A 24,704-nucleotide genomic window follows, 5' to 3' on the forward strand; every position below is an offset into this window, starting at 1 on the left:
GCGGGGCGGGAGTAGTGGGTTGGTGTGGGTTGGTCGGGATGCGGAAGCGGGTGCGCCCAAGCACGCAAAAACGGGCGGGCACCACCCACAGAGGAGTGCCGCCCGCCCGTCGGCGGAGCAAAACGAAGGAGCTACGCTTCCTCCACACCAATGTGCGTGGGATCCAGGACGCGGCGCAGGAATTCCTTGGTGCGAGGCTGGGTGGGGGCGCTGATGACGTTTTCCGCCGGCCCTTCTTCCACCACAACGCCGGCGTCCATAAAGACCACGCGGTCGGCAACTTCGCGGGCGAAGCCCATCTCGTGGGTAACCACCAGCATGGTCATGCCTTCCTGTGCCAGCTTGCGCATGACGGCCAGGACGTCGCCCACGGTTTCGGGGTCGAGGGCAGAGGTGGGCTCATCGAAAAGCATGAGCTGCGGGTCCATGGACAGGGCCCGGGCAATAGCCACGCGCTGCTGCTGGCCACCGGAGAGCTGATCCGGGAATCGGTCGGCGAGGTGTCCCAAGCCAACGCGCTCCAGGTTGTGGCGCGCTACGTCAGCAGCTTCGGACTTGGAACGCTTGAGGACCTTAGTCTGCGAGATGGTGCAGTTGTCCAGGACGCTGAGGTGCGGGAACAGGTTGAAGTGCTGGAACACCATTCCAACGCTTTGGCGCATCTTGTTGAGGTCTACGTCGGGGTCGGTAGCCTCGAACTTGCCCACATTGATGGTGCCGGCGTTGGGCTGCTCAAGCAGGTTGACGCAGCGAAGGAGGGTGGACTTGCCGGAACCCGAGGGCCCGATCAGGCAAACTACCTGACCAGGTTCAACGGTCAGGGAGATACCTTTGAGGACCTCGTTGCTGCCGTAGGACTTGCGGAGATCCTTGATGTCGACGCCCGCAGCGCGAACGCCGGACGTGCTCCCAGTGGAGTTATTCATGACTGTCCTGCCTATCGCTTCGTCCGCGCGGAGCGGCTTTCGAACTTCCGTGCCAGGAGGCTCAAGGGGATGGTGATGACCAGGTAGAAGGCGCCGGCCACGAGCAGTGGCGTCAAGCCGGCTCCGAGGCTGGAGATGCCGTCGCGCCCGAACTTGGTGAGCTCGTACTGGGACGCGGTGAGGCCCAGGACGTAGATCAGCGAGGAGTCCTTAGTGAGCAGGATGATCTCGTTGGTGAGCGGCGGGAGGACAATCTTGAAAGCCTGCGGGATGACGATGGAAACCATGGCCCGCCACTGTGGCATGCCCAGCGAACGGGCTGCTTCCATCTGGCCCTTGGGCACGGCCTGAAGGCCTGCACGGAGGGTTTCAGCGATGTACGCGGCTGCGACCATACCCAGGGAGACCATCACGATGATGTTCACGTCCCACTGGATTCCGAAGGCCAGCGGAACGCCGTAGCCGAAAGCGATGAAGACCAGCAGTGCGGGAACACCCCGGAAGAACTCGATGTATCCCGTTGCGAGCCAGCGGTACAGCGGGAAGGACGAGAGCTTCATCAGGGCCAGCAGAAGGCCTCCGGACAAGCCCACCACGAAGCCGAGGAACGTGTAAATCAGGGTGTTCTTGAGGCCCACCAGGAAGATGTCCGGGAACATCGGTCCGATTTTGGAGAAGTTGAAGACGCTGGTGCCAATCGTCTTCCAGTCCACAGCGAGGATCACTGCGGCCACGGCCACGACGAAGATTCCGGCCTGGACGTACAAACTGACTTTGGCTCGTTGACGTGCAGTCATTGCCATGGGGTTCTCACATTCATGTTGCGCAGGTGGGGCCCCGAAACAACGTGTCGTTTCGGGGCCCGCCTGCGTGGATCTGGGGGAGCCGGGGCTCGGACTACTTGGTGGCTTCGCCGAACCAGGTGGTCTCGAACTTCTTGAGGGAGCCGTCGTCGGTGATGCGCTTCAGCGTGGCGTTCACGGCGTCCGTCATGGCGGTGTTGCCCTTCTTGATGGAGATGCCCAGCTTCTCGCCCGTTGCGTAGTCTTCAACGCGCTTGAGGTTGGAGTCGTCCTTGATGGCGTAGCCCAGGACGGACTGGTTGCCGATCGCGGCGTCGATGGTGCCGGCCTTGAGGGCCTGGACCAGGAGGCCGGAGTCTTCGAACTGCTGTGCGTCGATTCCCTTGTCCTTGGCGTACTGGGCGCCGGTGGTGGCCTGCTGGACGCCGACCTTCTTGCCCTTGGCGCCGTCGATGTTGCTGATGCCGGAGGACGAGGTGGCCACGAGGGTCAGGTCGTCGTCCAGGTAAGGGGTGGAGAAGTCCATGACGCTCTTGCGGACGTCGGTGATGGAGATCGAGGAGATGGAGACGTCGCAGCCGGTCAGTGCGGTGCCGGTCTCGATTGCTTCGAAGGAGCTGTCCACCACGTTGAGTTCGGCCTTGACGTCCTTGGCGAGCTCGGCGGCGATGTCCATGTCGAAGCCGACAATCTTGCCGTCCTTCTGGAATTCGAACGGCTCGTAGGGAACGTCCGAGCACACCGTGAGCTTGCCGGAGTTGATGAGCTTGAGGCCCGAGTCATCCGAGGCGGCCGGGGTGGAGGAGCCACCGCAGGCGGTGAGGGCCAGTGCGCCGGCTGCGAGCACGGCGGCAATCTTGGTGCCGGACAGAACCGAACGGGAGATCTGCATGTTGTTTACCTTTTGTTGCGGTGGATGCTGAACTGAGTCGGTTTTAGTGTAGCGCCGAACGTGAGATGTGCATCACAGGAAACGAAGTTTCACTATTGGATAACAAGCTTACGCGCTTATCAACCACGCCCGAAGGAGCTCTGTCTGGAATCCCAGATTCAGCGGCGGATTCCCAGCGCTTCAAGCATCGGCCGGAATTTCGCCCAGGTTTCCGCCAGTTCGGCCTCCGGCTGGGAGCCCTCGACGATGCCGCACCCCGCGTACAGGCGCACCGTGTTGGCGTCCTCGATCACCGCGCCCCGGAGCGCGATACCCCATTCGCCGTTGCCGGCGGCGTCGAGCCAACCGACAGGTCCGGCGTACGGGCCCCGGTCCAGGTGTTCGAGTTTGCGGATCAACGCACCGGCAACCAGTGTGGGGGTTCCGCACACTGCGGCCGTAGGGTGCAGCGCGTTGATCAGGGCCAAACACGTGGGCACGTGCCCCTCGATATCCGCCAACTCCGCCTTCACGTCCGAGGCCAGATGCCACACATTGGGTAGTTCAAGAATGAAGGGTTCGCTGTGTGAGTTCATCGCGTCCGAGAAGGGCGCAAGCTGACGCGTCAGGGAATCGATCGCGATCTCGTGCTCATGCCGCTGCTTCTCGGATCCAGCCAGGACCCGCTCCGCATATTCCATGGGGGAGCCGTCCATGCCGTCGGCATCACGTCGATCCAAGGTTCCTGCCAGCACACGGGCTTGTGCGGTGCGGCCCTCCACCTGAATCAGCATCTCAGGCGTTGCGCCCACCAATCCGTCCACGCCGTACGTCCAGCATTCGCGGTACCTTGCGGCGAGTTGGCGAAGTACCTCCGCGGCGTTGACGCCCTCCGGAAGGTTCGCGACGACGTCGCGCGCCAACACCAGCTTCTCCAGTTTCCCGGCGCGGATCTCCTCCACGCCGTTGGACACTGCCTGCATCCACGCGTCCTCGCTGAGGGAACCATGGCTGAGGTGACCGGCGGAACCGTCAGCGGCAATCACCTTGGCAGAGGGCACGACGTCGGACCCTCCTGCCGCCGAATCCTCACCGTTCGATTCCGGTTCTGTCAGCCAGCGGTGCACGGAGGCGAGGACGCCCGCTTCGGTGAGGGGGTCGTCGTCGAACGTTAGTTGGGTTGCCCAGGCGCGGCCATCGCGGATCCCTACCACCAGCTCCGGGAGGATCAAACGGGACACATGCGGGGAGGTTTTGGAGAAGGCGAACGAGCCGAAAGCCACGGGACCGGTTCCCGGAAGCTCCACGTGATCAGTGATTTCGGCCTCAAGAATGAGGTGCCGCCACCAGATATCGGCCTCAAGGAAACGCTCGGGTCCGGTGGCGTTGAAGCGGGTCAGTTCGCCGTAGCCCACCAACCCAGCCTCGCGGCGGGACCAGCAAAGAATGTCGTCCCGCACCAGAAACGACGGCAGCCCCCCGGAGGATGATTCAACATCGAGGGGGACTGTCAAGGTGCGGAGCGTGCTCGTCATGATGGAACAACAGTACTCCCGCGGACAACCAGAATCTGAGCCGACTTCTACAGCGCAGCAAAGTCGGCTGAATGTCTGAGACAATTACAGGGTGAACCGAGCATCCTTGGAAAAGCGTCCGGACGAAGTTGCGACGATGTTTGATGATGTCGCCCCAAAATACGACGTCGTCAATGATGTCCTGTCCATGGGGCAGACCCGGCGTTGGCGCCGGATCGTGGTTGATGCCGTGGATGTGAAGGTTGGCCAGAAGGTCCTGGACCTCGCCGCCGGCACCGGAACCTCCAGCGAACCCTACGCAGACGCCGGCGTGGACGTCGTGGCCTGCGACTTCTCCTTGGGCATGCTCAAAGTGGGCAAGCGCCGCCGCCCGGACATCGACTTCATCGCCGGCGACGCCACCAACCTGCCGTTCGCGGACAACAGCTTCGACGCTTCCACCATCTCCTTCGGCCTGCGCAACGTCGTAGAGCCCCGCAAGGCACTGGAGGAAATGCTGCGCGTCACCAAGCCCGGCGGCCGCCTGGTCATTGCCGAGTTCTCGCACCCCGTAGTGCCGCTGTGGCGCAACCTCTACACCGAGTACCTCATGCGTGCGCTCCCGGCCATCGCTACCAAGGTGTCCTCCAATCCGGACGCCTATGTGTACCTCGCCGAGTCCATCCGTGCCTGGCCGGACCAGGACCACTTGGCCCAGTGGCTCAGCGACGCCGGCTGGACCGATATTACTTACCGCAACCTCAGCGGCGGCATTGTCGCCGTGCACCGCGCACAGAAGCCCGCCGAGCACCGCGAAAGTGTTCCCGTGGCCAAGCTTCGCCGCCAGATCAAGCCGCGCCAACAGGCCGGCTGACCCCGTACCGCCTGCTGATTTAGGACGACGTGAAAGTACTGATTGTTGGCGCGGGCCCGGCCGGGTCCACCGCCGCGTATTACCTCGCCCAGGCGGGCATCGACGTCACGGTGCTGGAAAAGACCTCTTTCCCGCGTGAGAAAGTGTGCGGCGACGGCCTCACCCCGCGCGCCGTCCGCGAGATCCAGAAGCTTGGGCTGTCCCACGCTGTGGAGGACGGGTGGCGCCGCAACAAGGGCCTCCGCCTCATCGCCGGTGGACGCACCATTGAATTGCCGTGGCCCGAGGTTTCCGACTTTCCCACGTATGGCCTGATCCGTACGCGGCTTGGCTTCGACGAATCGTTGGCCCGGCACGCAGAAGCCGCTGGCGCCGTCGTTCTTGAACGCCACAGCGTCACCTCCGCTTTGACCGCCGACGACGGTCGCGTCATCGGCGCACGGGCGTCCATCCTTGACGAGTCCGGACGCAAGACGGGCGAAACGCGCGACTTCCATGCCGACGTCGTGCTCGCCGCAGACGGAAACTCGACGCGAACCGCCGTGTCGTTGGGGATGCATAAGCGCGACGACCGTCCGCTGGGCGTCGCCGTGCGTACCTACTTCACGTCCCCCCGCCATGACGACGACTGGATGGAAGGCTGGTTGGAACTTCCCGGCAAATCCGGCAAGCCGCTGCCCGGCTACGGCTGGGTCTTTGGTGTTGGCGACGGCACCTCCAACGTGGGCCTGGGCATCCTGAACTCCTCCAAGGAGTTCGGCAAGCTGGACTACAAGCAGGTCCTGCGCGAATGGACCGCCGGGATGCCCTCAGAGTGGGGCTTCACGCCGGAAAATCAGGTAGGGGAGATCCGCGGCGCCGCCCTGCCCATGGGCTTCAACCGCACCCCGCACTACTCACCCGGGTTGCTCCTGCTGGGCGACGCCGGTGGCATGGTGTCCCCGTTCAACGGCGAAGGCATCTCCTACGCCATGGAGTCCGCACGGTTCGCGGCAGAGTTCCTGATCGACTCTTCTTCGAGGGCGGCTTCAGCCGGTTGGTCAACGCATGACGCCGACGCGCACCTTTCGCGTTACGCGGACTATGTGCGGGACCAGTGGGGATCGCACTTTACGCTGGGACGCGCTTTCGCTTTCCTGATCGGCAAGCCTGCCGTGATGAAGCTCGCCCTGCGAACCGGGATGCCGATTCCTGTGCTGATGCGCTTTGTGGTCCGCCTGCTCGCCAACCTCACGGACCCCGCCGCGAAGGGCTTCGAAGACCGCGTCATCCGGGTCCTCGAGATGCTGGTTCCGGCCACGTCCAACACTTCCTCTGCCCGTGCCCTGACGCCGGCAGGCTCCGACACCGCGGTTTCCGCACCAACTAGTTAGGGTTAACCCGTGACGAACTCTGCCGAACACAGCTGGACGCATGCCGGGCATGGCTTGCCGCAGGCTGTTGAGCCTGCTCCCAACACCACCGCGATCGCAACGGGACTCCAGCTGCCCGCCGGTTTCGCCGCCATTGCCGGTGATCCGGAGCTGGGTCCTGCCATCACCACCAACCTTGCCCGGGTGGAAAAGAAACTCCGCGAAGCCATCTCCAACTCGGACCCCCTGGCTGATGCAACGTCGCGTCACCTGGTGGAAGCCGGTGGCAAACGCATCCGCCCACTGCTTACCCTGCTGTGCGCCCACCTTGGCGATGCTTCACGTCCCGAGGTTGTCCAGGCTGCAGTAGTTGTGGAGCTCACCCACCTCGCAACGCTCTACCACGATGACGTGATGGACTCCGCCCCCTTCCGCCGCGGTGCTCCTACGGCCCATGAAGTCTGGGGCAACTCGGTGGCCATCCTCACCGGTGACCTCATCTTCGCCCGCGCTTCCATCCTGGTGTCCGAGCTCGGCTCCCGCGCCCTGGGCATCCAGGCCCGAACCTTCGAACGCCTGTGCCTCGGCCAGCTCCACGAAACCGTAGGACCGCGCGAAGACGAGGATCCCGTGGAGCACTACTTGTCCGTCATCGCGGACAAGACCGGCTCCTTGGTGGCCGCCTCCGGGCAGCTCGGTGCGATCTTTGCCGGCGCCGATGAGGCCTACGAGGACCTGCTGGTGGAGTACGGCGAGAAGGTGGGCGTTGCCTTCCAGCTTGCCGACGACGTCATCGATGTCACCGGTGTGAAGGTCAAGTCCGGCAAGTCCCCGGGCACCGACCTCCGCGAAGGTGTGCCCACCTTGCCCGTGTTGCTGCTCCGCCGCGACGCCACTGCAGGGGATGCCTCGGCCACTGCTCTCCTGGAATTGATCGACGGCGACCTGTCCTCCGATGCCGCCCTGGCTGAGGCCGTGGCCGGCCTGCGCGAGCACCCTGTGACCAACGAGTCCTGGAAGATCGCCCGCCAGTGGTCCGCCGAGGCCGTGGCTGCACTGGCCCCGCTGCCCGAGGGAGTGGTGAAGGCGTCGCTGACCAACTTCGCGCATGCCGTGGTGGACCGCAGCAGCTAGGTTCTTCTTTACTTTCGCAGGCGTCCGGTCTTTTGTAGGCCGGGCGCCTGTTTTTTGTTGTCTGGATTCCGGTTGCAGGCCCTTCGCCGTCGGGGAACCCGTACCGTCACCACCTACTTTGAGTGTTCGCGCGTGATGACTCGCCTGTGGTGGCGGCGTGTTGGGCTGCTGGTGGAATCAAAGTGGGTGGTGGCCGCGCGCGCCCAAACTTGAAGTTTCCGGAAAAACGGAATGGCCCCGGTTCGTTGCAACGTTACGAGTCATACGCTGCACCGAACCGGGACCACAATCTCCGTTCGCATCAGACCCACCGGAGGCATTTAGTGGATCCGTGAAAAGCTTATGACAATCCTGTCACATATGCAACTCTTTGGGTCAACGGTTTTTTCTTATCTGCCGTGCGATTTACAGCGAAGCGCCGAGCCTCCATCACCCACTTTGAACCGCAGAGGGCCGGGACTCGCCGTACATGGGGTGTGTCGCAAGGTTCCGGGCCGGCAAACAGGGTGGTGGAGGTACATGCGGTTGTCCACATAGGGGCAATCCCGGCAACCGGAAGGGCCGCGTCGAACCCAGCATGGCTACATGGAGCTCACCACATTCCTCCGAAGCCGGCACGGAACAGCCAAGACGGAAACCCTCAGGAAGGCGGGCTTCTCCCAGCGGGTCCTCGCGAAGGCTGTCAGTACCGGGGCCATCAAACGTTTGCACCGCGGCGTTTACACGCTCAGGGAGGCCGACCCGGACGTCGTTGCTGCCTTTCGAGCGGACGGTGTGATCACCTGCGTCTCTGCCGCGCGGTTCTATGGTCTCTGGGCCCTTGGGGGAGCAGAGGAAGTCCATCTAAGCTGCAGCACTGGGCTGGCGAGGCGACGAGTGGTCCACCACGGGGCCCGTCTGCACCCCGATCATCCGTACTTGCCTGTTGCCGGGGTAGCAGATGTGTTGATCCACGCCCTCCGATGCTTGCCCGAACTCGACGCGCTCGTCATGGTGCAGAGTGCAGCCAGCCTTGCACTGCTCTCCACCGACTTCCTGAGATCAAAGCTTCCGGGCAACAGAAATGGCAGGATCCGGGAAACCTTGGACTTGGTTCTTCCGCGTGCCGACTCCCTCCTCGAGGTGCTGGCGCATACACACTTCACCAAGGCGGGCCTCAAGGTCCAGATGCACGTGGACGTGCCGGAGGTGGGTGAGGTGGACTGCCTTGTCAACGAGTGCCTGATCGTTGAAATCGACGGCGGCACCCACCTTGAGGGGAAACAGGTCAAGAAGGACCAGTACAGGAACAACGCAGCCATGCGGGGAGGGCTATTGAGCCTCCACTACTACTATGCGGACGTCGTTCACCACCCTGAGCGCATGGTGGCTGAAGTCCTGACAGTCCTGCGCAAGAGGGAAGCCGGCCGCTTTGCCCCGGCGAGGTACGCACCCGGGTGGGTTCCGCCGTCGTAAGCTCCCTCTGTGGCTGTACCGCCGCCACCCACTTTGACCGCAATAGTCCAGCGACACGCCACCTCGACGGCGTGTCAGGGCCGCTCCAAAATCAAAGTGGGTGGTGGCCGCACACGTGCCGCAAACAAAACAGCCCCCACCCTGACCGGGAAGGTCAGGGAAGGGGCCGCTGCAAAACTGAAAGTTAGTCTTCGTCGTCGTTGAAGGCCCACTCGAACATATCGAAGACGAACTCGGAGAACGTGCCTTCCTCGCTCTTCCACTGGCCGCGGGCGTTGTTGCGGCGCCAGACGATGGGGTCCGGGATGCCGAGATCGGCGGTGCGGAAGCCCCAGGTGAACTGCTCTTCCTCATCCTCAAGGAACATGAGGAAGCCTTCATCGTCCACTTCGAGTTCCTCGGGGTCCCAGAAGTAATGGTAGGCCTCCATGAGGTCCTCGCAGCCACCGATCGCGAGGTAGAACTCGCGCAGGACCAGCGGGATGGTGAAGGTGTGATCGGAGAGGGCGTCGTCCAGTTCGTCGGGCGTGAGGCCGTCTTCTTCCTGCCATTCATCCTCGAGATACTTTGGGACCAGCGCGCGGAACTTCTCGAGGAACATGTCAGTCATGCTCTTATCCTAGCTAATCCCGGGCACCCGAAATTGCGCCTGGGCCGGCGCCCGGACGGTGCCAGCCACGAACGGCCAGCGGGACATGCCAACTGCGTCGCCAAGCCGTAACCCGGAAGGCGAAAACAACCGCTGCCACAACGCACGCTGTGAGCCCCGTGAAGTTCCCCAGATGCCAGAGGAGCGTGGTGAGGCCGGCCCCCACAAACGCCGGGAGTGCATAGAGATCGCGGGCATTAAACAGCGTAGGAATTTCGTTCGCCGTAATGTCGCGCAGCAGGCCGCCGCCCACCGCGGTGGTGACACCGAGCAGGATCGCGGCCACGGGGTTCATCCCGGCAGTCAGGGCCTTAAGCGTTCCGGTGATGCAAAACAGAGCCAGCCCACCGGCGTCGAACAGTGTTAATAGGGACGTGAAGCGCTGGACCGAGGAGAACAGGAAGTAGACCAGCATCGCAGCGAGCAGCGGGGGAGCCAGATAGGCCGGATTTGTGAAGGCGATCGGGGGACCGGCATTGATGACGATGTCGCGAATCACGCCGCCGCCCAGGGCAACAATGGAACCGAGGAGCACGGAGCCAACGATGTCGAACTGTTTGCGGGCAGCCAGCAGGGATCCTGAGACCGCGAAGAAGAACACGCCAACCAGGTCGAGCCAGAGAAGGACGATGTCGATGGAAATCAAGTGGACGGGTTCTTTCTGGATACGACTCTCAATAGATGCTGGCTCAACGTTACGCTAGCTGCCATGAACAGCCCCGTTTTGATCGCTTGCGCCCACGGAACCCGGAACGCCGAAGGGCAGGCCGCCATCCGTCGCGTGATGGCCGACATTGAAGCACTCCGTCCCGGGTTGCGCGTGGTTGAGGCGTACGTCGACGTCCAGGAACCCGAGTTGGGCGGCGTGGTGGAGGGCCTGCCCGAAGGGACTGCCGCCGTCGTCGTACCGCTTTTGCTGTCCACCGGCTTCCACATCAAGGTGGACGTGCCCAAGGCCATCAAGACCCGCCCCGAGGTAGTGGCCGCCAGGCCGTTGGGTCCGGACCCGCGGCTCGCTGAGTTGTTGGCCACACACTTGCGCGCGGCGGGGCTGCAGGAGCACGACGGCGTGCTGCTGGCTGCCGCGGGATCATCCCTTCCGGACGGCTCGGTTGATTCGGAAGAGCAGGCGAGACTGCTCGCAGAGCTGCTGCCGAACAAGGTGCGGGTGGCCTATGGTGCAAGTGCCCAGCCAACAGTGCCCGACGGCGTCGCCTCCTTGCGCGCCGAACTCGCCGCCGAACCCGCCGCCGAACCGAACGGCCCAGCAGGCAGGGTCTTCATTGCTTCGTACCTGCTGGCGACAGGCTATTTCCACGATCAGTTGGCGAAGGCCGGCGCGGACGTTGTTGCGGCTCCGTTGCTGCCCTCAAAGGTGCTCGCGGAGATCGCACTGGAACGGTACGACGCAGTGTTGGAAAGGCTCTCCTAACCTTTATTCACGCGGAAAAGGGGCCAAATTGACCTGCACAAAACACGCCCTCCGGACAAGGCCGCTGGCGTGTTCGTGACGAAATGTTTCCCTAGGTGACTTAGCATTTCCGGACCTTTGCTGGCTAAATCTGGCCAGACCTACAGTCGATGTATGACAGATACAGCTGTAGCCGGTGCGTCCTCGGACACCGCAGTCCCCTCGCGTCCGGCGCGCACCCGCCCTGCCGCCAAGCCCCACGGCCAGTGGAAGGTTGACGGCACCGCGCCACTGAATGCCAACGAAACCTGGAAACAGGAAGACAACGGACTGAACGTCCGTGAGCGCATTGAGTCTGTCTATTCCAAAGAGGGCTTCGACTCGATCGATGGCACTGATCTTCATGGCCGCTTCCGTTGGTGGGGCCTCTACACCCAGCGCAAACCCGGGATCGACGGCGGCAAGACGGCAACGCTTGAACCGCACGAGCTCGAAGACAAGTACTTCATGCTGCGCGTGCGCATCGACGGCGGTGCGCTGACCACCGAACAGCTGCGCGTCATCGGCCAGATTTCCGTGGACTTCGCCCGCGGCTCGGCCGACCTCACGGACCGGCAGAACATCCAGCTGCACTGGATCCGTGTCGAAGACGTACCGGAAATCTGGCGCCGCCTTGAGGGCATCGGGCTGTCTACCACCGAAGCCTGCGGCGACGTTCCCCGTGTCATCCTCGGGTCCCCGGTTGCGGGCATCGCCAAGGACGAGATCATCGACCCCACACCGCTGATCCACGAGCTCGCCGAACGATTCATCGGCGACCCCGAGCTGGCCAACCTGCCGCGCAAATACAAGACCGCCATCACGGGCCACCCGTCCCAGGACGTGGTGCACGAGATCAACGACTTCGCTTTGGTGGGCGTCGTCCACCCTGAACTTGGTGCCGGCTACGATCTCTGGGTTGGCGGAGGTCTCTCCACCAACCCGCGCTTGGCCGAACGCCTCGGTGTGTTCGTCTCGGCCGATGTCGCCGCAGAGGTTTGGCTCGGCGTCACCAGCATCTTCCGCGACTACGGCTACCGCCGCATGCGCACCAAGGCCCGCCTGAAGTTCCTGATGAACGACTGGGGTCCGGCCAAGTTCCGCCAGATCCTGGAGGACGAGTACCTGGGCTTCAAGCTTCCGGATGGCCCTGCCGCTCCCAAGCCCACGGCTCCCGGGGATCACATCGGCGTTCACGAGCAGAAGGACGGCAAGTTCTTCATCGGTGTGACCCCCACAGTGGGCCGCACGTCCGGCGAAGCTCTTGTCACCTTGGCGGATACCTTGGAGAAGCACGGCAGCTACCGTCTCCGCACTACTCCTCACCAGAAACTGGTCATCCTGGATGTGGCCAAGGAGCAGGTAGAGCCGCTCATCGCCGAACTGGACACCCTGGGCCTCTCCGCCCGTCCCTCCGTATTCCGCCGCGGCACTATTGCCTGCACGGGCATCGAGTTTTGCAAGCTGGCCATCGTGGAAACCAAGGTCACGGCTGCTACGGCCATCGCTGAACTGGAACGCCGACTGGCCGACCTCGTGGAGTCCAAGCAGCTGCCGTCGGCACTGTCCCTCCACATCAACGGCTGCCCCAACTCCTGCGCACGTATCCAGACGGCCGATATCGGCCTGAAGGGCATGATGCTGCCAACGCCCGACGGCGACCCCACCCCGGGTTTCCAGGTCCACCTCGGTGGCGGGCTGGCGAACAACGAGCGCGAGGAAGCCGGTCTGGGACGTACGGTCCGCGGCCTCAAGGTCACCGTGGAAGACCTGCCCGATTACGTGGAGCGTGTGGTCCGTAAGTTCGTCGCCGTTGGCGCCGAGGGCCAGACCTTCGCTGAGTGGGCACACTCCGCCGATGAAGGAGATCTCCAATGACAGATCCCGTCACCATCACCAACCTCGCCAGCGCAGCTGCCCGTCCGGCGCTGCGATCCCATGAGGAGCTCAAGGCCCTGGCCGAGGCCGGTGCGGTAGAGCTCGGCTGGAACGCCTCCGCCACCGAAGCCATCGCCTGGGTGGCGCGCAACTTCGAGCTGCCCACGGTGACGGTGGCCTGCTCCATGGCCGACGCCGTCCTGCCGGCTTTGGTGGCGGACCAGCTTCCCGGCGTCGACGTCTTGTTCCTGGAAACCGGCTACCACTTCAAGGAAACGTACGAGACACGCGACGAAGTCGCAGCAAACCTCCGCGTCAACGTGGTGGACGTCCTTCCGGAAAACACCGTGGAACAGCAGGACCGCCTCCTGGGCAAGGACCTGTTCGCCCGCGACCCCGCCCAGTGCTGTGCACTGCGCAAGGTACAGCCCCTGCGTCGCTCGCTGGCCGGCTACGAGGTGTGGTTCACCGGCGTCCGTCGCGACGAGGGACCCACCCGCACCAACACTCCGGTGGTCACCTGGGATGAAGGCTTCGGCCTGGTCAAGGTGAACCCGATGGTCGACTGGACCTTCGATCAGCTGATCGAGTACTCCGAGGACAACATCCTTCCCGTCAACCCCCTCCTGAGCCAGGGCTACCCGTCCATCGGCTGCCAGCCCTGCACCCGCAAAGTGGCCCCGGGTGAAGACCCCCGCGCCGGCCGTTGGGCAGGATCCGACAAGACAGAATGCGGACTACACACATGAGCACCCAAACGACAACGGACGCCTACGCAGCAGATGCCGCCCCCGCCCCTTCGCTGGACGGCAATGCTGCAAGCAGCATTGCGTCCAGCTACGACAGGCCCGATGCCACTCCCGGGGCGGCATCTGCAGCTTCGGCTCCGGAATCGACTCGCCTTTCGTCGCTGGACACCCTCGAATCCGAGGCCATTCATATCATCCGCGAGGTTGTTGCCGAGTTTGAGAAGCCTGCGCTGCTGTTCTCCGGCGGCAAGGACTCCGTGGTCATGCTGCACCTGGCCACCAAAGCGTTTTGGCCGGGCAAGGTTCCGTTCCCCGTCCTGCACGTGGACACGGGGCACAACTTCCCTGAGGTCATCGACTTCCGCGACCGTACGGTGGAGCGACTGGGTTTGAAGCTGGTTGTCGGCTCGGTCCAGGAGTTCATCGACAGCGGCGAGCTGGCAGAGCGCGCTGATGGCACCCGCAATCCGCTGCAGACTGTTCCGTTGCTTGATGCGATCCAGAAGAACAAGTTCGACGCCGTCTTCGGCGGCGGCCGCCGTGACGAGGACAAGGCCCGCGCCAAGGAACGCATCCTGAGCCTCCGCGACGAATTCGGCCAGTGGGATCCGCGCAACCAGCGCCCCGAGCTGTGGAACCTGTACAACGGCCGCCACACGGTAGGCCAGCATGTCCGTGCGTTCCCCATCAGCAACTGGACCGAGCTGGATATCTGGCGCTACATCGAGCGCGAGAACATCGAGCTCCCCGGCCTCTACTACGCCCACGAGCGCGAAGTTTTCGCCCGCGACGGCATGTGGCGCGCGGTGGGCGAGGTATCCCAGCCGCTGCCCCACGAGGATGTCATCACCAAACTGGTGCGCTACCGCACGGTGGGCGACATGTCCTGCACAGGTGCTGTGGAATCCGATGCCCGCACCGTGGCCGACGTCGTTGTTGAAGTCGCTGCCTCCACCCTGACCGAACGTGGCGCCACCCGAGCAGATGACCGCATCTCCGAGGCAGCCATGGAAGACCGCAAGAAGGACGGCTACTTCTAAATGAGCACCGAAACTTTGGCTGCCGGGCTGGAAACAGCCCTGCCCACAACACTGTTCCGTTTCGCCACCGCCGGATCGGTCGACGACGGCAAGTCCACTTTGGTGGGCCGCCTCCTTCACGATTCCAAGGCGATTCTTGCTGACACGCTCGACGCCGTTGCCCGCACCTCTGCGGACCGCGGCTTCGGCGGCGAGAAGGGCGGGATCGACCTCGCCCTCCTGACCGACGGCCTGCGTGCCGAGCGCGAGCAAGGCATCACCATCGATGTGGCCTACCGCTACTTCGCTACGGACCGCCGCAGCTTCATCCTGGCCGACTGCCCCGGCCACGTTCAGTACACCAAGAACACGGTGACGGGCGCGTCCACTGCGGATGCCGTCGTCGTACTTATTGACGCCCGTAAGGGTGTGCTGGAGCAGACCCGCCGTCACCTGTCCGTTCTGCAGCTGCTGCGCGTTGCCCACGTGATCGTGGCCGTGAACAAGATCGACCTGGTGGACTTCAGCGAGCAGGTCTTCCGCGACATCGAAGCGGACGTGCAGAAGGTTGCCCGCGAGCTTGGCTTGGGACGTGAAGATTCAAATGCTGGCGGGGTTACAGACCTTTTCGTGGTTCCTGTCTCCGCCCTCGACGGCGACAACGTGGTGGACCGCTCCGAGCGCACGCCTTGGTACACCGGCCCGGCATTGCTGGAGGTCCTCGAAACCCTCCCGGCTGCTGACGAGCTTGAGGCCGACCTGGAGAGCTTCCGCTTCCCGGTCCAGCTGGTGATCCGTCCGCAGGGTGCCTTGGCTCCGGATGCTGTTGCTGCCGGGCTCAATGTGGAGGCGTACCGCGATTACCGCGCCTACGCCGGCCAGATCACCGAAGGGTCGGTCAAGGTTGGCGACGAAGTCAGTGTCATCAGCCCGGGCCACGAACCGCGCACCACTACGGTGATCGGCATCGACTTCGCCGGCCAGTCGTTGGACGAGGCCGCAGCTCCGCAGTCCGTGGCTGTCCGCCTGGCTGACGAGATCGACATCGCCCGTGGCGACACCATCGCCGCTGCCGGTACGGTCCGCGAAAGCACCGCAGACCTGTATGCGTCGCTGGCTTGGCTCTCGCCGAAGCCGCTCCGCGAAGGCCAGAAGGTCCTGGTGAAGCACGGCACGCGCACGGTCCAGGCACTGGTCCGCAACGTCACCGGCAAGCTGGATCTGGCCACCTTCAACGTGGAGCCGGCATCCAACCTCGAGCTCAACGACATCGGACACGCACAGCTCCGCCTGTCTGCTCCGTTGCCGCTGGAGAACTACCTGCACCACCGCCGCACCGGCGCTTTCCTGGTGATCGACCCCATCGACGGCAACACCCTTGCCGCTGGTTTGGTCAAGGACCACCCGGGCGACCACGAAGACGAACGTTACGTCATCTAGGGTCACACGTAGTCACAAAACCGCAGCTTGTTCGCGACTCCTCACGTTGTACGGCGGGAATTTCGGACAAGCTGCGGTTTTCTTTTTGGGGAAGGACCCATGCCACAGAACACCACGCTCAGCACTCTCCTCAACGCCGGCAAGGACTTGGTCCTGGACGGTGCGTTAGCCACGGAATTGGAGGCCCACGGCTGCGACCTGGAAGACGCGTTGTGGTCTGCCAAGGTCCTGCTGGAGCAGCCGCATCTGATCAAGCAAGTCCACCGCGACTACTTCGACGCCGGCGCCTCCGTAGCCATCACGGCCAGCTACCAGGCCACTCCGCAGGGCTTTGCGCGGCGCGGGTTGTCCGTGGAGGAGTCGTTGGAATTGGTGGCGTTGAGCGTCCGGCTGGCCGACGAAGCCCGCCAGGAAGCCTTGGCCGAGGGCTCTTCGAGCGGCCCTTTGCTGGTGGCCGGATCCGTTGGACCCTACGGCGCATACCTCGCCGATGGCTCCGAATACCGCGGCGACTACACGCTTTCGGCCACGGAATTCCGGGACTTCCACCGCCCGCGTATTGCGGCGCTGGTGGAGGCCGGGGCCGATTTCCTGGCGTGCGAGACCCTGCCGTCGTACGCCGAAGCGGAGGCGCTGTTGGCGCTCGTGGCAGAGTTCGACGTCGAATCCTGGTTCACGTTTACGCTGCGGGACAGCGGCCACATCAGTGACGGAACGCCCCTTGCGGACGTCGCTGCGCTGCTGCGCGCGGAACCGCGGGTGGCCGCCGTCGGGGTTAATTGTGTGCCGCTGGAACTGGTGACTGACGCGCTGGGCACTCTGCAACACGCCTCCGATAAGCCGTTGGTGGCCTACCCGAATTCCGGAGAGAACTACGACGCTGTGACCAAAACATGGAGTCCGTCGGAGGGCGTTCAGGGCACCGGAACCTTGGCCGGCAACGCAGCTGCTTGGCAAGACCGGGGCGCCCATCTCATAGGTGGCTGCTGCCGCACAACTCCGCGCGACATTGAAGCCCTCGCGGCGAATATGACGCCACGTGAACCTGCGTGAACCTTGATTTCTACGGGATTGAAGCCGAAATATGACAGTCCCTACTGTGAAGGCATGACCTCTCCGGAATGGTCCTTGCTTGCCCTCGACGGGCGATGTCACGGGGCCTGATCTTCGCCCCGCTCGCATCCCACATCTTCTAAGGACCCACCCTCATGTCGAACACTCCCGAGTCACAGAAACCTGATTCCGGTACCACCCGCATTGTCGCCGGTGAGACCGCATCCAAGCCCAAGCGCCGCCGCACAGTAGAGATCGCCCTGGCCGTCGGCTTGGTGCTGCTGATCGGTGCAGGCGCTGCAGTTGCTTCCGCTGTTTCGCAGAACAACCAGGCCGCCCCGGCCCCTAGCACGTCCCCGGCTGCTGAGCTGAAGCTCGGCTACTTCAGCAACGTCACCCACGGCCCGGCGCTGGTAGGCACCAGCAAGGGCCTGATCGCCAAGGAGCTCGGCGATACCAAGCTGAGCACGCAGGTCTTCAACGCAGGCCCCGCCGCGATCGAAGCCTTGAACGCCGGCGCCATCGACGCCACGTACATCGGCCCGAACCCGGCCATCAACTCCTTCGTCAAGAGCAAGGGCGAGTCCATCAGCATCATCGCCGGTGCAGCGTCCGGTGGTGCGCAGTTGGTGGTGAAGCCGGAGATCATCTCCGCGGCCGATCTCAAGGGCAAGATCCTCAGCTCCCCGCAGCTCGGTGGAACCCAGGACGTGGCACTCCGGGCCTGGCTGGGCGATCAAGGTTTCAAGACCAACACTGATGGCAGCGGCGACGTCAACATCAACCCGACCGAGAACGCGCAGTCGCTGAAGCTCTTCCAAGATGGAAAGCTCGACGGCGCGTGGTTGCCGGAGCCTTGGGCCTCCCGCCTGGTGCTCGAGGCCGGTGCAAAGGTCCTGGTGGATGAGAAGGACCTGTGGGAAAACGGTGACTTCACCACCACCATCCTGATCGTGAACAAGAAGTTCGCTGCGGAACACCCGGAAACCGTGAAGGCCCTCCTGAAGGGCCACGTGGAATCGGTGAACTGGCTCAACTCCGCCTCGGCTGAGGAGAAGGCGACCACCATTAACGCGGTCCTCAAGGACACGGCAGGCAAGCCGCTGCCGGCCAACGTGATTGAGCGTGCGCTCCAGAACATCAAGTTCACTACAGACCCCTTGGCCGGAACGTACAACAAGCTGCTGGAAGACGGTGTCAAAGCCGGGACCACCCAGCAGGCCGACATCAACGGCATCTTCGATCTCCGCACCTTGAACGAGGTTGAAGGCAAGAAGATCTCAGCTGCAGGTCTTGGCCAGGACTAAGCAGTAATGGGCTGGTCCGCTTCCCCTTTATTGGTGGGGGAGTGGGCCGGCCTTTGGCCGCATCAGCTTTACCAATCAACACGAAGGACGGGACCATGCCAGTCGTACTCGAGAATCTGGGCAAACGCTTCGGCGACGGCGCCCCGGTGCTGGACGACGTCAACGCCACCATCGCTCAAGGCGAGTTCGTGGCCCTCCTCGGTGCGTCCGGCTGCGGTAAGTCCACCTTGCTGAACATCATGGCGGGACTGGAACCGCCGACGTCGGGCGCTCTTGAAGTACCCAGCGACGGCGCTGCCTTCATGTTCCAGGACGCGGCCCTGTTCCCGTGGCTGACGGCACGCGGCAACATTGAGTTGGCGTTGCAGCTGGCTGACAAGTCCAGCACCAAGGCGAGCCGGCGCGAACGCGCCACCGAACTGTTGGAACTGGTCCACCTTGGTGGCGCCGGCGACAAGCGCCCGCACGAATTGTCCGGCGGCATGAGGCAGCGCGTTGCGTTGGCCCGTTCCCTGGCCCAGGACCGGCAGTTGCTGCTGATGGATGAGCCGTTTGCTGCCCTCGATGCGATCACCCGCGATCTTCTGCATGACGAGCTTGAGCGGATCTGGAAGGAAACGGGCCGGACCATCGTGTTCGTCACCCACAACGTGCGCGAAGCCGTTCGACTGGGTCAGCGCGTGCTGCTGTTGTCCTCGCGTCCCGGCCGTGTGGTGGCCGAATGGGATGTCACCGAGGAACACCGTACCGATGCCGGCCGTGCCGGGGAGCTGACCGGTGTCATTACCCGCCGTCTTCGCGAGGAGATCCGCCGCCATGCCAAGTAACCCCATCACCACCGAAGAGCGGACCCTTCCCGTGACTGAATCCAAAGAGCACATCACTTCGCCGTCGCTGAAGGGCAACGCCTCGGAGCTCCGGGACCTTGAAGCCGGCTTGGACAACCTCCAGTCCGACAGTGGGCGCAAGGCCGGCATCGAATGGAAGCGCGTGCTGCTGCCCGTTGCAGCGCTGGTGGTCCTGATCCTCGCGTGGCAGTTCTACGTTTCGCTTGGATTCAAACGGCGCGACCTCGTTCCCGGGCCCCTTGACGTCCTCACCCAGTTCGTGACGATGTGGGGCGAGGGCAAAGTCCAGGAAGCTGTGTGGACCTCGCTGCAGCGTGGTGTGATCGGCTTCCTGATTTCGGTGGTCATCGCTACTCCCGTGGGTCTGATTCTGGCTCAGGTAGCTCCCTTGCGCCGTGCGTTTGGACCTCTGATCTCCGGCCTGCAGGTACTCCCCTCCGTGGCGTGGGTTCCTGCCGCCATCATCTGGTTCGGCCTGACCGACGCCACCGTGTACTTCGTGGTGTTCATGGGTGCCATCCCGTCCATCATCAACGGACTCATCTCCGGTGTGGACCAGATCCCGCCGCAGTACCGCAGTGTGGGCACCGTCCTTGGCGCAAACCGGCTTCAGATGGCGTTGCAGATCGTCCTGCCCGCCGCACTTCCGGGCTACATCGGTGGGCTGAAGCAGGGCTGGGCCTTCTCCTGGCGCTCACTCATGGCCGCGGAAATCATCGCAGTGGGCGGCACCATCGGCTTCGGGCTGGGCTCATTGTTGGATCAGGGACGTTTGCTCTCCGATATGACCATTGTGATGTCCGCGATCCTGCTCATCCTGTTCGTGGGCATCTTGATCGAACTCCTGGTGTTCGGGCCGATCGAGAAGCGACTGCTGCAGCGCCGGGGCTTGCTGGCGGGCAGCAGCCGCTAACCCTTTGGAGTTTTTGTACACGTAATGCCCTTAAGAGTGCTTCTTAGGGGCATTACGTGTACAAAAACTCGCCCTTCCCGGCCGGATCTGGTTTCGACCCGGATGAAGTGCTACGTTTCCACCAGCCTTTGCATGTGGGGGGAGGCGATTCCCGGGAGTCGTGTGAAGGGTGGCAGGTCATGACCAGGCAGCAAAGAATCACGATGGCTCCGGTAGTTGCATTGCTTGCCGTGACGTCGTGTGCAGCGCCAGCCCCGCAGCCGGATGCGGAAGCGAAGGCCGCTGTCCAGGCCCTGATTGAGCGGGCGATCGACCGCAGGAACCATCAAGTTGTCACAGGGTTCTCCTCCACCAAGGAGGAGATCAGTCAGGATTTTGTGCCGGACGTAGTTGAGGGCATCGAGCTTGAGTACGGACAGCTCCACCAACGCAGGGACGCGATTGCTCCCCATGGCGTCCTTTTGACGGACAGCGGCTCGGAGATCACCATCAAGAAATTCACCATCACCGATGCCGGCGCCAACGTAGATATCTCGGAGCAGACACAGCTGGAACACGGTCCGGTGAACGGCGTGCAAGGCCCCAGCGAAGGTTACGTCTACGACCAAAAAGTTGAACTGGCAAAATCCGGGGAAGGCTGGAAGATCGTCAGTGTCTCACCTCTCAATCCGGGCAAGCCATACCCGACCACAGTTGTTGATCCAGACACGCTTTAGGCCCTCGGCCCTTCGCATCGACCGATGCAAACGTCGACTTCCGGACGGCGCGCAAAGGCTCGACGGCGACCTCCCGCCGTCGAGCCCTTGCGTCACCAGACGGTGAGGTTAGAGTCCGGTCAGCAGATCCCGCATTTCCCGAATCTCTGCTTCCTGCGCCGTGACGATGTCCTTGCCTAGCTGGACAGCCTCCGGGTTCTTGCCCTGGGCTATCTCGGTTTTGGCCATGGTCACAGCACCTTCGTGATGCGCGATCATCTGCGTGAGGAAGAGCGTGGCCGCGTTCACACCCTGGGCATCCCTAAGCTTCTGCAGGTCCGCCTCGCTCAGCATGCCGTCCATGCCGTGGCCGCCATGCCCCGAGGATCCCATGACAGGCACGTTCCAGCTGTTCAGCCAGCCCGTCATCTTCTCTATTTCGGGTGCCTGCGCGTCTTTGATCTTCACGGCCAAGTTGGTAATCGAGGCCGGGATGTCAGCCTTTGCCAGCATGACGTCGGACATCTCCACCGCTTGGGAGTGATGGGGGATCATCATCTGGGCGAACATGGTGTCTGCGGCGTTGTGCCCGGCGTCGCTGCTGTTCGCAGAGGGGCTGATGGAGGTGCCGGAACTTCCATGGTCCATGCCCGGCATGGAACCGGAGCCGGGGTTGGAAGCGCAACCAGCCAGGGCAAGCAGAGCTGCGAGAGCCGCTCCGGTCACAGTGAAGTGAGTTCTGTTCATGAGTAAAAGTCCTTTGCATTTCGGGCGGCGTTGATAGTCAGCCGCACCGTAGTCAACAGATGGTGAATGGATGTGTGGTCCCGGTTGTTACCGGACCATCCAGTGCTCACGTACGGCTGATGCAGAGTTGCCCGGGTGTAGGACCGTGGGGTTGGTAGGACCAGGACGGAAAGATGGTGGGCAGTTCCCACGATGCAGGGGTGACTTCGCCTGTCGTGCCGGGTGGGGGAGCGCTCAGAGAAGCTGTTGTGAGGGATGGGATGCAACCGGCAGCCTGAGTGCAGGAGCAGCTTCCAAATTCCGTGCCGTGATCGTCGCCAGCCGAGGCACCGCTCACCTCATGAGAAGGGCCGTGCGCGTGGTGGGATGAGGAGGTGCTCACTACAGGTGATGCCGCATGAGACGCATGCGTTCCCCCTGCCCCATGCGGACCGCTGATGATGTGCATTCCGAATATGCCTGCAATGACGGCCGTCACCAGAAGTAGAAGCAACGCCCGCACGAGGGAGGCGGCAAGAGCGCGAGGGGACAGCAGTTTGCTCACGATGCTTCACCACCTTCGTCCACTTCCAGTGGTGACAGTATACCCCCATAGGGTATCTACAAGTGATTCATTTTCTGTTGGCACTCCTTCCCCTATGCATTCCTCCGATTTCCGCTGGCCCTTTCCATTCGCAGCCTAGAATCGTCGAATGGGCCTTCTAACGTTCAGCATCAACGTCACGCTTGATGGTTGCGTGGACCATCAGGAGGGCATCGCCGACGACGAGACGCACGCCCACTTCACGCGTCTCCTGGATCAGAGCGGCGCAATGCTCTGGGGCCGGACTACCTACGAAATGATGGAGGTCTACTGGCCCTTGGTTGCCCGCGGCGAAGTAGAAGCGCCGCCAGCCCTACGCGAGTGGGCGATCACCTTGGAGGGAAAACCCAAGTACGTCGTTTCCACAACGCGGAGCGACTTCCCCTGGACGAACAGCCACCGGCTGGTCGGCGAACTGGGTACGGCCGTTCAGGAACTCAAGGACAGGACTCCCAAGGGGGTGCTTCTCGGCAGCGGGAAACTAGCAACAGAGCTGGACCGATTGGGCCTGATCGACGAGTACAAATTCCTCATCCACCCCATGATCACAGGCCACGGCCCCACCCTTTACCAAGGCGGACTGCCCAGCACCCGGCGCCTTGAACTGATCTCGGCCGAGCCGCTCACTAACGGGGCGGTGGCGATGCATTATCGCCGGGCTGTTTGACTAATGTGCAGGCAACATGACAACGCCTAGCCATCCCCATGAACTCCGGTTTTAGAAATCTCCACCGGGGTAGGTGCCCTCGGGCAATGTGAAGCACGGCGAACCGGAATCAATGCGAATCACATTTGGGGTTAGGCCTCTACCGATGAGATATCCTTCACTGGGAGCGGGCCCAAGCAAATGCACTTGATAGTCGCCATCAATTCCCGTCCGGGTTGTGACCTCGAAGCGGCTCTCTCTGTAGTGCAGCTCAAGGCCTTTTATAACTTCTTCCACGTTCGCGCCGGACGTCAGCGTAATATCTGTCCAACCGTTCCAGTTGTGATCGGTCCTGTTGCACGACAGGAGTACGCCGGTCTCCTTCTGAAGGACGGAAGTAACTTTGTCTTTCGGGATTAAGCCGGCGATCTCGAGTGCGGTCTTCTGCGTATCTGCTTTCGCACTTTGCCATGGCAGGCTTGTTTCCAAGTCATTTTCCTCCCTCGGAATATCTGTATCTGTACAACCGGAAACACCCATGATGGCTACCAATAATACGGCGATAGCGGTGTAGCGTGAGATTTTCATCGGTTAATCAAACCTTGTATGTCCCGAAGCGCCTCCCTATTGTCGTTGCTGTTGGAGGCGATGAGATTGTGGTTTTCCATGAGGAGCTAGAAATCCCCGCCGGGGTAGGTTCCCTCGGGCAACGTGAAGCAAGGCGAACCTGACGCAATGCGAATGAGACCGGGATCGTCCTCCCTGATGAGATACATTTCCGAGGTGGCCGGATCGCTTATCTCAACACGAAAAGTGCCTTGTATGGTCCGATCGCTTGAGACCTCAAAACGATGATCCGTGTAGTGTGCCCGAGCAGCCGTCTCAAGTTCCTTCACGACAGATTCAGCTTCGCTTCCCTCAGTCAGCGTGATCGAAGTCGAGCCGTTCCAGTTGTGTTCGGTTTTGCTGCAGGATAAGAGTACGCCTGTCTCTTTCTGGACTATGGAAGTAACTTTGTCCTTCGGGATCAAGGCCGCGATCTCCAGCGCCTCCTTTTCCGTGTTTGCTTTCGCTTGCTGCCATGTCAGCTCAGCATTCATCGTTGCCTCCTGTGTCTTTGTTACGGTGGGCCCCGTTGGTTCGATTGGAGTCCCTCCGGGGCTTCCGGCGCAACCGGCCAGCATCGTCGAACCGACCAAAATCAACAACGCAGCATGGTGCGGCCCTCTCATTGCGTCATCAACTTCTTCATGAACCGAAGTGCCTGCTTGTAGTTCTCGCGGTCGGAGGCGATGAGCCCGTGGTCGTTCATGAGGATCAGAAATCCCCACCCGGATAGATGCCCTCGGGTAAGGTGAAGCACGGCGAGCCCGAGTCGATGTCAATCTGGTTTGGGGCCAATCCTTCGGAGACGATGTAGTTCTCCCCAGGCGCAGGCGGGTCGATCTGAATTCGATAGTCTTCGTTTGGATTGCTATCGGCGGATACTTTGGTTCCTTTCGCCTGGTAGTGGGCCTCGATGGCTCTCACTATCTGCTCGATTTTGGTTCCTTCGGCAACGGTGATGGTTGTGAAACCATTCCAGTTGTGCTGGGTTTTGGTGCAGGACAGAAGCACGCCCTTCATCTTTTGATCGATCGAGACAGCAGCATCTTTTGGAATGAGGGCGGCGATCTCCAATTCCATGGCTTGGGCTTTGGCCTTCGCTTCCTGCCACGTCAGTTCACCATTCATCGGGTCCTCCTGAGTCTTTGTTGCGGTGGGCTCTGGTGGTTCGATCGGAGTCCCCCAGGGCTTC

General features: G+C 62.5%; 25 protein-coding genes. 15 read left to right on the forward strand and 10 right to left on the reverse strand.

Annotated elements, in window-relative coordinates; translation table 11 throughout:
• Window positions 1-131 precede the first annotated feature (131 nt).
• From ACIQLI_RS03795 to ACIQLI_RS03810, 4 genes are all read right to left on the reverse strand, one after another.
• Window positions 132-926: an amino acid ABC transporter ATP-binding protein gene (locus ACIQLI_RS03795; protein ID WP_354229747.1), complete on the reverse strand. Its 795-nt coding sequence runs from the start codon at window positions 924-926 to the stop codon at window positions 132-134.
• 11 nt (window positions 927-937) lie between these two features.
• Window positions 938-1,729, reverse strand: a complete 792-nt coding sequence (locus ACIQLI_RS03800; protein WP_089595937.1) for an amino acid ABC transporter permease — start codon at window positions 1,727-1,729, stop codon at window positions 938-940.
• 94 nt (window positions 1,730-1,823) lie between these two features.
• A complete protein-coding gene (locus tag ACIQLI_RS03805) occupies window positions 1,824-2,621 on the reverse strand; it encodes an ABC transporter substrate-binding protein (protein ID WP_400385194.1) in 798 nt (265 codons plus the stop codon).
• Window positions 2,622-2,779: 158 nt separating this feature from the next.
• Window positions 2,780-4,135 (reverse strand): isochorismate synthase MenF, encoded by a 1,356-nt coding sequence (locus tag ACIQLI_RS03810; protein WP_400385197.1) that lies wholly within the window; start codon window positions 4,133-4,135, stop codon window positions 2,780-2,782.
• Window positions 4,136-4,226: 91 nt separating this feature from the next.
• Between ACIQLI_RS03810 and ACIQLI_RS03815 the strand changes: the two genes are divergently transcribed.
• From ACIQLI_RS03815 to ACIQLI_RS03830, 4 genes are all read left to right on the forward strand, one after another.
• On the forward strand, window positions 4,227-4,988 hold the full coding sequence (locus ACIQLI_RS03815; RefSeq protein ID WP_089595934.1) for a demethylmenaquinone methyltransferase: 762 nt from the start codon (window positions 4,227-4,229) through the stop codon (window positions 4,986-4,988).
• Window positions 4,989-5,017: 29 nt separating this feature from the next.
• Window positions 5,018-6,361 (forward strand): geranylgeranyl reductase family protein, encoded by a 1,344-nt coding sequence (locus ACIQLI_RS03820; RefSeq protein WP_400385200.1) that lies wholly within the window; start codon window positions 5,018-5,020, stop codon window positions 6,359-6,361.
• A gap of 9 nt (window positions 6,362-6,370) precedes the next feature.
• On the forward strand, window positions 6,371-7,474 hold the full coding sequence (locus ACIQLI_RS03825) for a polyprenyl synthetase family protein (protein ID WP_400385203.1): 1,104 nt from the start codon (window positions 6,371-6,373) through the stop codon (window positions 7,472-7,474).
• A gap of 585 nt (window positions 7,475-8,059) precedes the next feature.
• The gene (locus ACIQLI_RS03830; protein WP_400385206.1) at window positions 8,060-8,929 is read left to right on the forward strand and encodes a type IV toxin-antitoxin system AbiEi family antitoxin domain-containing protein; all 870 of its coding nucleotides are present in this window, start codon (window positions 8,060-8,062) and stop codon (window positions 8,927-8,929) included.
• 184 nt (window positions 8,930-9,113) lie between these two features.
• Here ACIQLI_RS03830 and ACIQLI_RS03835 read toward each other — a convergent pair whose 3' ends face one another.
• Window positions 9,114-9,539 (reverse strand): hypothetical protein, encoded by a 426-nt coding sequence (locus ACIQLI_RS03835; protein WP_354229760.1) that lies wholly within the window; start codon window positions 9,537-9,539, stop codon window positions 9,114-9,116.
• A gap of 13 nt (window positions 9,540-9,552) precedes the next feature.
• The gene (locus ACIQLI_RS03840; RefSeq protein ID WP_354229762.1) at window positions 9,553-10,224 is read right to left on the reverse strand and encodes a trimeric intracellular cation channel family protein; all 672 of its coding nucleotides are present in this window, start codon (window positions 10,222-10,224) and stop codon (window positions 9,553-9,555) included.
• Between the two features lie 63 nt (window positions 10,225-10,287).
• On the opposite strand from ACIQLI_RS03840, the gene ACIQLI_RS03845 reads away from it, so the two are divergent.
• The 10 genes from ACIQLI_RS03845 to ACIQLI_RS03890 all read left to right on the forward strand — a co-directional run bounded on the left by ACIQLI_RS03845 (window position 10,288) and on the right by ACIQLI_RS03890 (window position 20,951).
• On the forward strand, window positions 10,288-11,010 hold the full coding sequence (locus ACIQLI_RS03845; protein WP_400385210.1) for a sirohydrochlorin chelatase: 723 nt from the start codon (window positions 10,288-10,290) through the stop codon (window positions 11,008-11,010).
• A 153-nt stretch (window positions 11,011-11,163) separates the two neighbouring features.
• A complete protein-coding gene (locus ACIQLI_RS03850) occupies window positions 11,164-12,906 on the forward strand; it encodes a nitrite/sulfite reductase (RefSeq protein WP_400385212.1) in 1,743 nt (580 codons plus the stop codon).
• The gene (locus tag ACIQLI_RS03855; protein ID WP_089595926.1) at window positions 12,903-13,655 is read left to right on the forward strand and encodes a phosphoadenylyl-sulfate reductase; all 753 of its coding nucleotides are present in this window, start codon (window positions 12,903-12,905) and stop codon (window positions 13,653-13,655) included. Before ACIQLI_RS03850 ends, ACIQLI_RS03855 begins: the two co-directional genes overlap by 4 nt.
• Window positions 13,652-14,695, forward strand: coding sequence for a sulfate adenylyltransferase subunit CysD (gene cysD, locus ACIQLI_RS03860; protein ID WP_400385215.1), 1,044 nt, complete (start codon window positions 13,652-13,654; stop codon window positions 14,693-14,695). The genes ACIQLI_RS03855 and cysD overlap by 4 nt, the downstream gene beginning before the upstream one ends.
• Window positions 14,696-16,114, forward strand: coding sequence for a sulfate adenylyltransferase subunit 1 (locus tag ACIQLI_RS03865; RefSeq protein WP_026546387.1), 1,419 nt, complete (start codon window positions 14,696-14,698; stop codon window positions 16,112-16,114).
• Window positions 16,115-16,213: 99 nt separating this feature from the next.
• Entirely contained in the window at window positions 16,214-17,167 is a 954-nt protein-coding gene (gene mmuM, locus ACIQLI_RS03870) for a homocysteine S-methyltransferase (RefSeq protein WP_400385218.1), read from the forward strand.
• A 155-nt stretch (window positions 17,168-17,322) separates the two neighbouring features.
• The gene (locus ACIQLI_RS03875) at window positions 17,323-18,474 is read left to right on the forward strand and encodes an ABC transporter substrate-binding protein (protein WP_400385221.1); all 1,152 of its coding nucleotides are present in this window, start codon (window positions 17,323-17,325) and stop codon (window positions 18,472-18,474) included.
• A gap of 95 nt (window positions 18,475-18,569) precedes the next feature.
• The gene (locus tag ACIQLI_RS03880; RefSeq protein WP_207594348.1) at window positions 18,570-19,301 is read left to right on the forward strand and encodes an ABC transporter ATP-binding protein; all 732 of its coding nucleotides are present in this window, start codon (window positions 18,570-18,572) and stop codon (window positions 19,299-19,301) included.
• On the forward strand, window positions 19,291-20,235 hold the full coding sequence (locus ACIQLI_RS03885) for an ABC transporter permease (protein ID WP_400385225.1): 945 nt from the start codon (window positions 19,291-19,293) through the stop codon (window positions 20,233-20,235). The genes ACIQLI_RS03880 and ACIQLI_RS03885 overlap by 11 nt, the downstream gene beginning before the upstream one ends.
• A gap of 179 nt (window positions 20,236-20,414) precedes the next feature.
• A complete protein-coding gene (locus tag ACIQLI_RS03890; RefSeq protein ID WP_400385228.1) occupies window positions 20,415-20,951 on the forward strand; it encodes a hypothetical protein in 537 nt (178 codons plus the stop codon).
• Between the two features lie 108 nt (window positions 20,952-21,059).
• Here ACIQLI_RS03890 and ACIQLI_RS03895 read toward each other — a convergent pair whose 3' ends face one another.
• A complete protein-coding gene (locus ACIQLI_RS03895; RefSeq protein ID WP_400385231.1) occupies window positions 21,060-21,677 on the reverse strand; it encodes a DUF305 domain-containing protein in 618 nt (205 codons plus the stop codon).
• 692 nt (window positions 21,678-22,369) lie between these two features.
• Here ACIQLI_RS03895 and ACIQLI_RS03900 point away from each other — a divergent pair.
• Window positions 22,370-22,927 (forward strand): dihydrofolate reductase family protein, encoded by a 558-nt coding sequence (locus tag ACIQLI_RS03900; RefSeq protein WP_400385233.1) that lies wholly within the window; start codon window positions 22,370-22,372, stop codon window positions 22,925-22,927.
• A gap of 51 nt (window positions 22,928-22,978) precedes the next feature.
• Here the strand turns inward: ACIQLI_RS03900 and ACIQLI_RS03905 are convergent, their stop codons facing one another.
• The 3 genes from ACIQLI_RS03905 to ACIQLI_RS03915 form a co-directional block, all read right to left on the reverse strand.
• Window positions 22,979-23,494 carry a hypothetical protein gene (locus ACIQLI_RS03905; RefSeq protein WP_310206366.1) on the reverse strand — a complete coding sequence of 172 codons (516 nt, stop codon included), beginning with the start codon at window positions 23,492-23,494 and terminating at the stop codon, window positions 22,979-22,981.
• Window positions 23,495-23,580: 86 nt separating this feature from the next.
• Window positions 23,581-24,006: a hypothetical protein gene (locus tag ACIQLI_RS03910; RefSeq protein WP_310206364.1), complete on the reverse strand. Its 426-nt coding sequence runs from the start codon at window positions 24,004-24,006 to the stop codon at window positions 23,581-23,583.
• A gap of 217 nt (window positions 24,007-24,223) precedes the next feature.
• Window positions 24,224-24,640: a hypothetical protein gene (locus ACIQLI_RS03915; protein ID WP_400385238.1), complete on the reverse strand. Its 417-nt coding sequence runs from the start codon at window positions 24,638-24,640 to the stop codon at window positions 24,224-24,226.
• Window positions 24,641-24,704: the final 64 nt, after the last annotated feature.

The organism is Paenarthrobacter sp. NPDC091669 (assembly GCF_044756725.1).
In the GTDB taxonomy this organism is placed as follows: Bacteria; Actinomycetota; Actinomycetes; order Actinomycetales; family Micrococcaceae; genus Arthrobacter; species Arthrobacter bambusae_C.

Bases quoted from the DNA above. Each gene is read 5' to 3' on its own strand.
- mmuM (WP_400385218.1), top strand. From the start codon at position 16,214: ATGCCACAGAACACCACGCTCAGCACTCTCCTCAACGCCGGCAAGGAC.
- ACIQLI_RS03905 (WP_310206366.1), bottom strand. From the start codon at position 23,494: ATGAAAATCTCACGCTACACCGCTATCGCCGTATTATTGGTAGCCATC.
- ACIQLI_RS03855 (WP_089595926.1), top strand. From the start codon at position 12,903: ATGACAGATCCCGTCACCATCACCAACCTCGCCAGCGCAGCTGCCCGT.
- ACIQLI_RS03865 (WP_026546387.1), top strand. From the start codon at position 14,696: ATGAGCACCGAAACTTTGGCTGCCGGGCTGGAAACAGCCCTGCCCACA.
- ACIQLI_RS03800 (WP_089595937.1), bottom strand. From the start codon at position 1,729: ATGGCAATGACTGCACGTCAACGAGCCAAAGTCAGTTTGTACGTCCAG.
- ACIQLI_RS03895 (WP_400385231.1), bottom strand. From the start codon at position 21,677: ATGAACAGAACTCACTTCACTGTGACCGGAGCGGCTCTCGCAGCTCTG.
- ACIQLI_RS03795 (WP_354229747.1), bottom strand. From the start codon at position 926: ATGAATAACTCCACTGGGAGCACGTCCGGCGTTCGCGCTGCGGGCGTC.
- ACIQLI_RS03810 (WP_400385197.1), bottom strand. From the start codon at position 4,135: ATGACGAGCACGCTCCGCACCTTGACAGTCCCCCTCGATGTTGAATCA.
- ACIQLI_RS03915 (WP_400385238.1), bottom strand. From the start codon at position 24,640: ATGAATGGTGAACTGACGTGGCAGGAAGCGAAGGCCAAAGCCCAAGCC.
- ACIQLI_RS03875 (WP_400385221.1), top strand. From the start codon at position 17,323: ATGTCGAACACTCCCGAGTCACAGAAACCTGATTCCGGTACCACCCGC.
- cysD (WP_400385215.1), top strand. From the start codon at position 13,652: ATGAGCACCCAAACGACAACGGACGCCTACGCAGCAGATGCCGCCCCC.
- ACIQLI_RS03885 (WP_400385225.1), top strand. From the start codon at position 19,291: ATGCCAAGTAACCCCATCACCACCGAAGAGCGGACCCTTCCCGTGACT.
- ACIQLI_RS03830 (WP_400385206.1), top strand. From the start codon at position 8,060: ATGGAGCTCACCACATTCCTCCGAAGCCGGCACGGAACAGCCAAGACG.
- ACIQLI_RS03835 (WP_354229760.1), bottom strand. From the start codon at position 9,539: ATGACTGACATGTTCCTCGAGAAGTTCCGCGCGCTGGTCCCAAAGTAT.
- ACIQLI_RS03850 (WP_400385212.1), top strand. From the start codon at position 11,164: ATGACAGATACAGCTGTAGCCGGTGCGTCCTCGGACACCGCAGTCCCC.
- ACIQLI_RS03890 (WP_400385228.1), top strand. From the start codon at position 20,415: ATGACCAGGCAGCAAAGAATCACGATGGCTCCGGTAGTTGCATTGCTT.
- ACIQLI_RS03845 (WP_400385210.1), top strand. From the start codon at position 10,288: ATGAACAGCCCCGTTTTGATCGCTTGCGCCCACGGAACCCGGAACGCC.
- ACIQLI_RS03880 (WP_207594348.1), top strand. From the start codon at position 18,570: ATGCCAGTCGTACTCGAGAATCTGGGCAAACGCTTCGGCGACGGCGCC.
- ACIQLI_RS03900 (WP_400385233.1), top strand. From the start codon at position 22,370: ATGGGCCTTCTAACGTTCAGCATCAACGTCACGCTTGATGGTTGCGTG.
- ACIQLI_RS03805 (WP_400385194.1), bottom strand. From the start codon at position 2,621: ATGCAGATCTCCCGTTCGGTTCTGTCCGGCACCAAGATTGCCGCCGTG.
- ACIQLI_RS03910 (WP_310206364.1), bottom strand. From the start codon at position 24,006: ATGAATGCTGAGCTGACATGGCAGCAAGCGAAAGCAAACACGGAAAAG.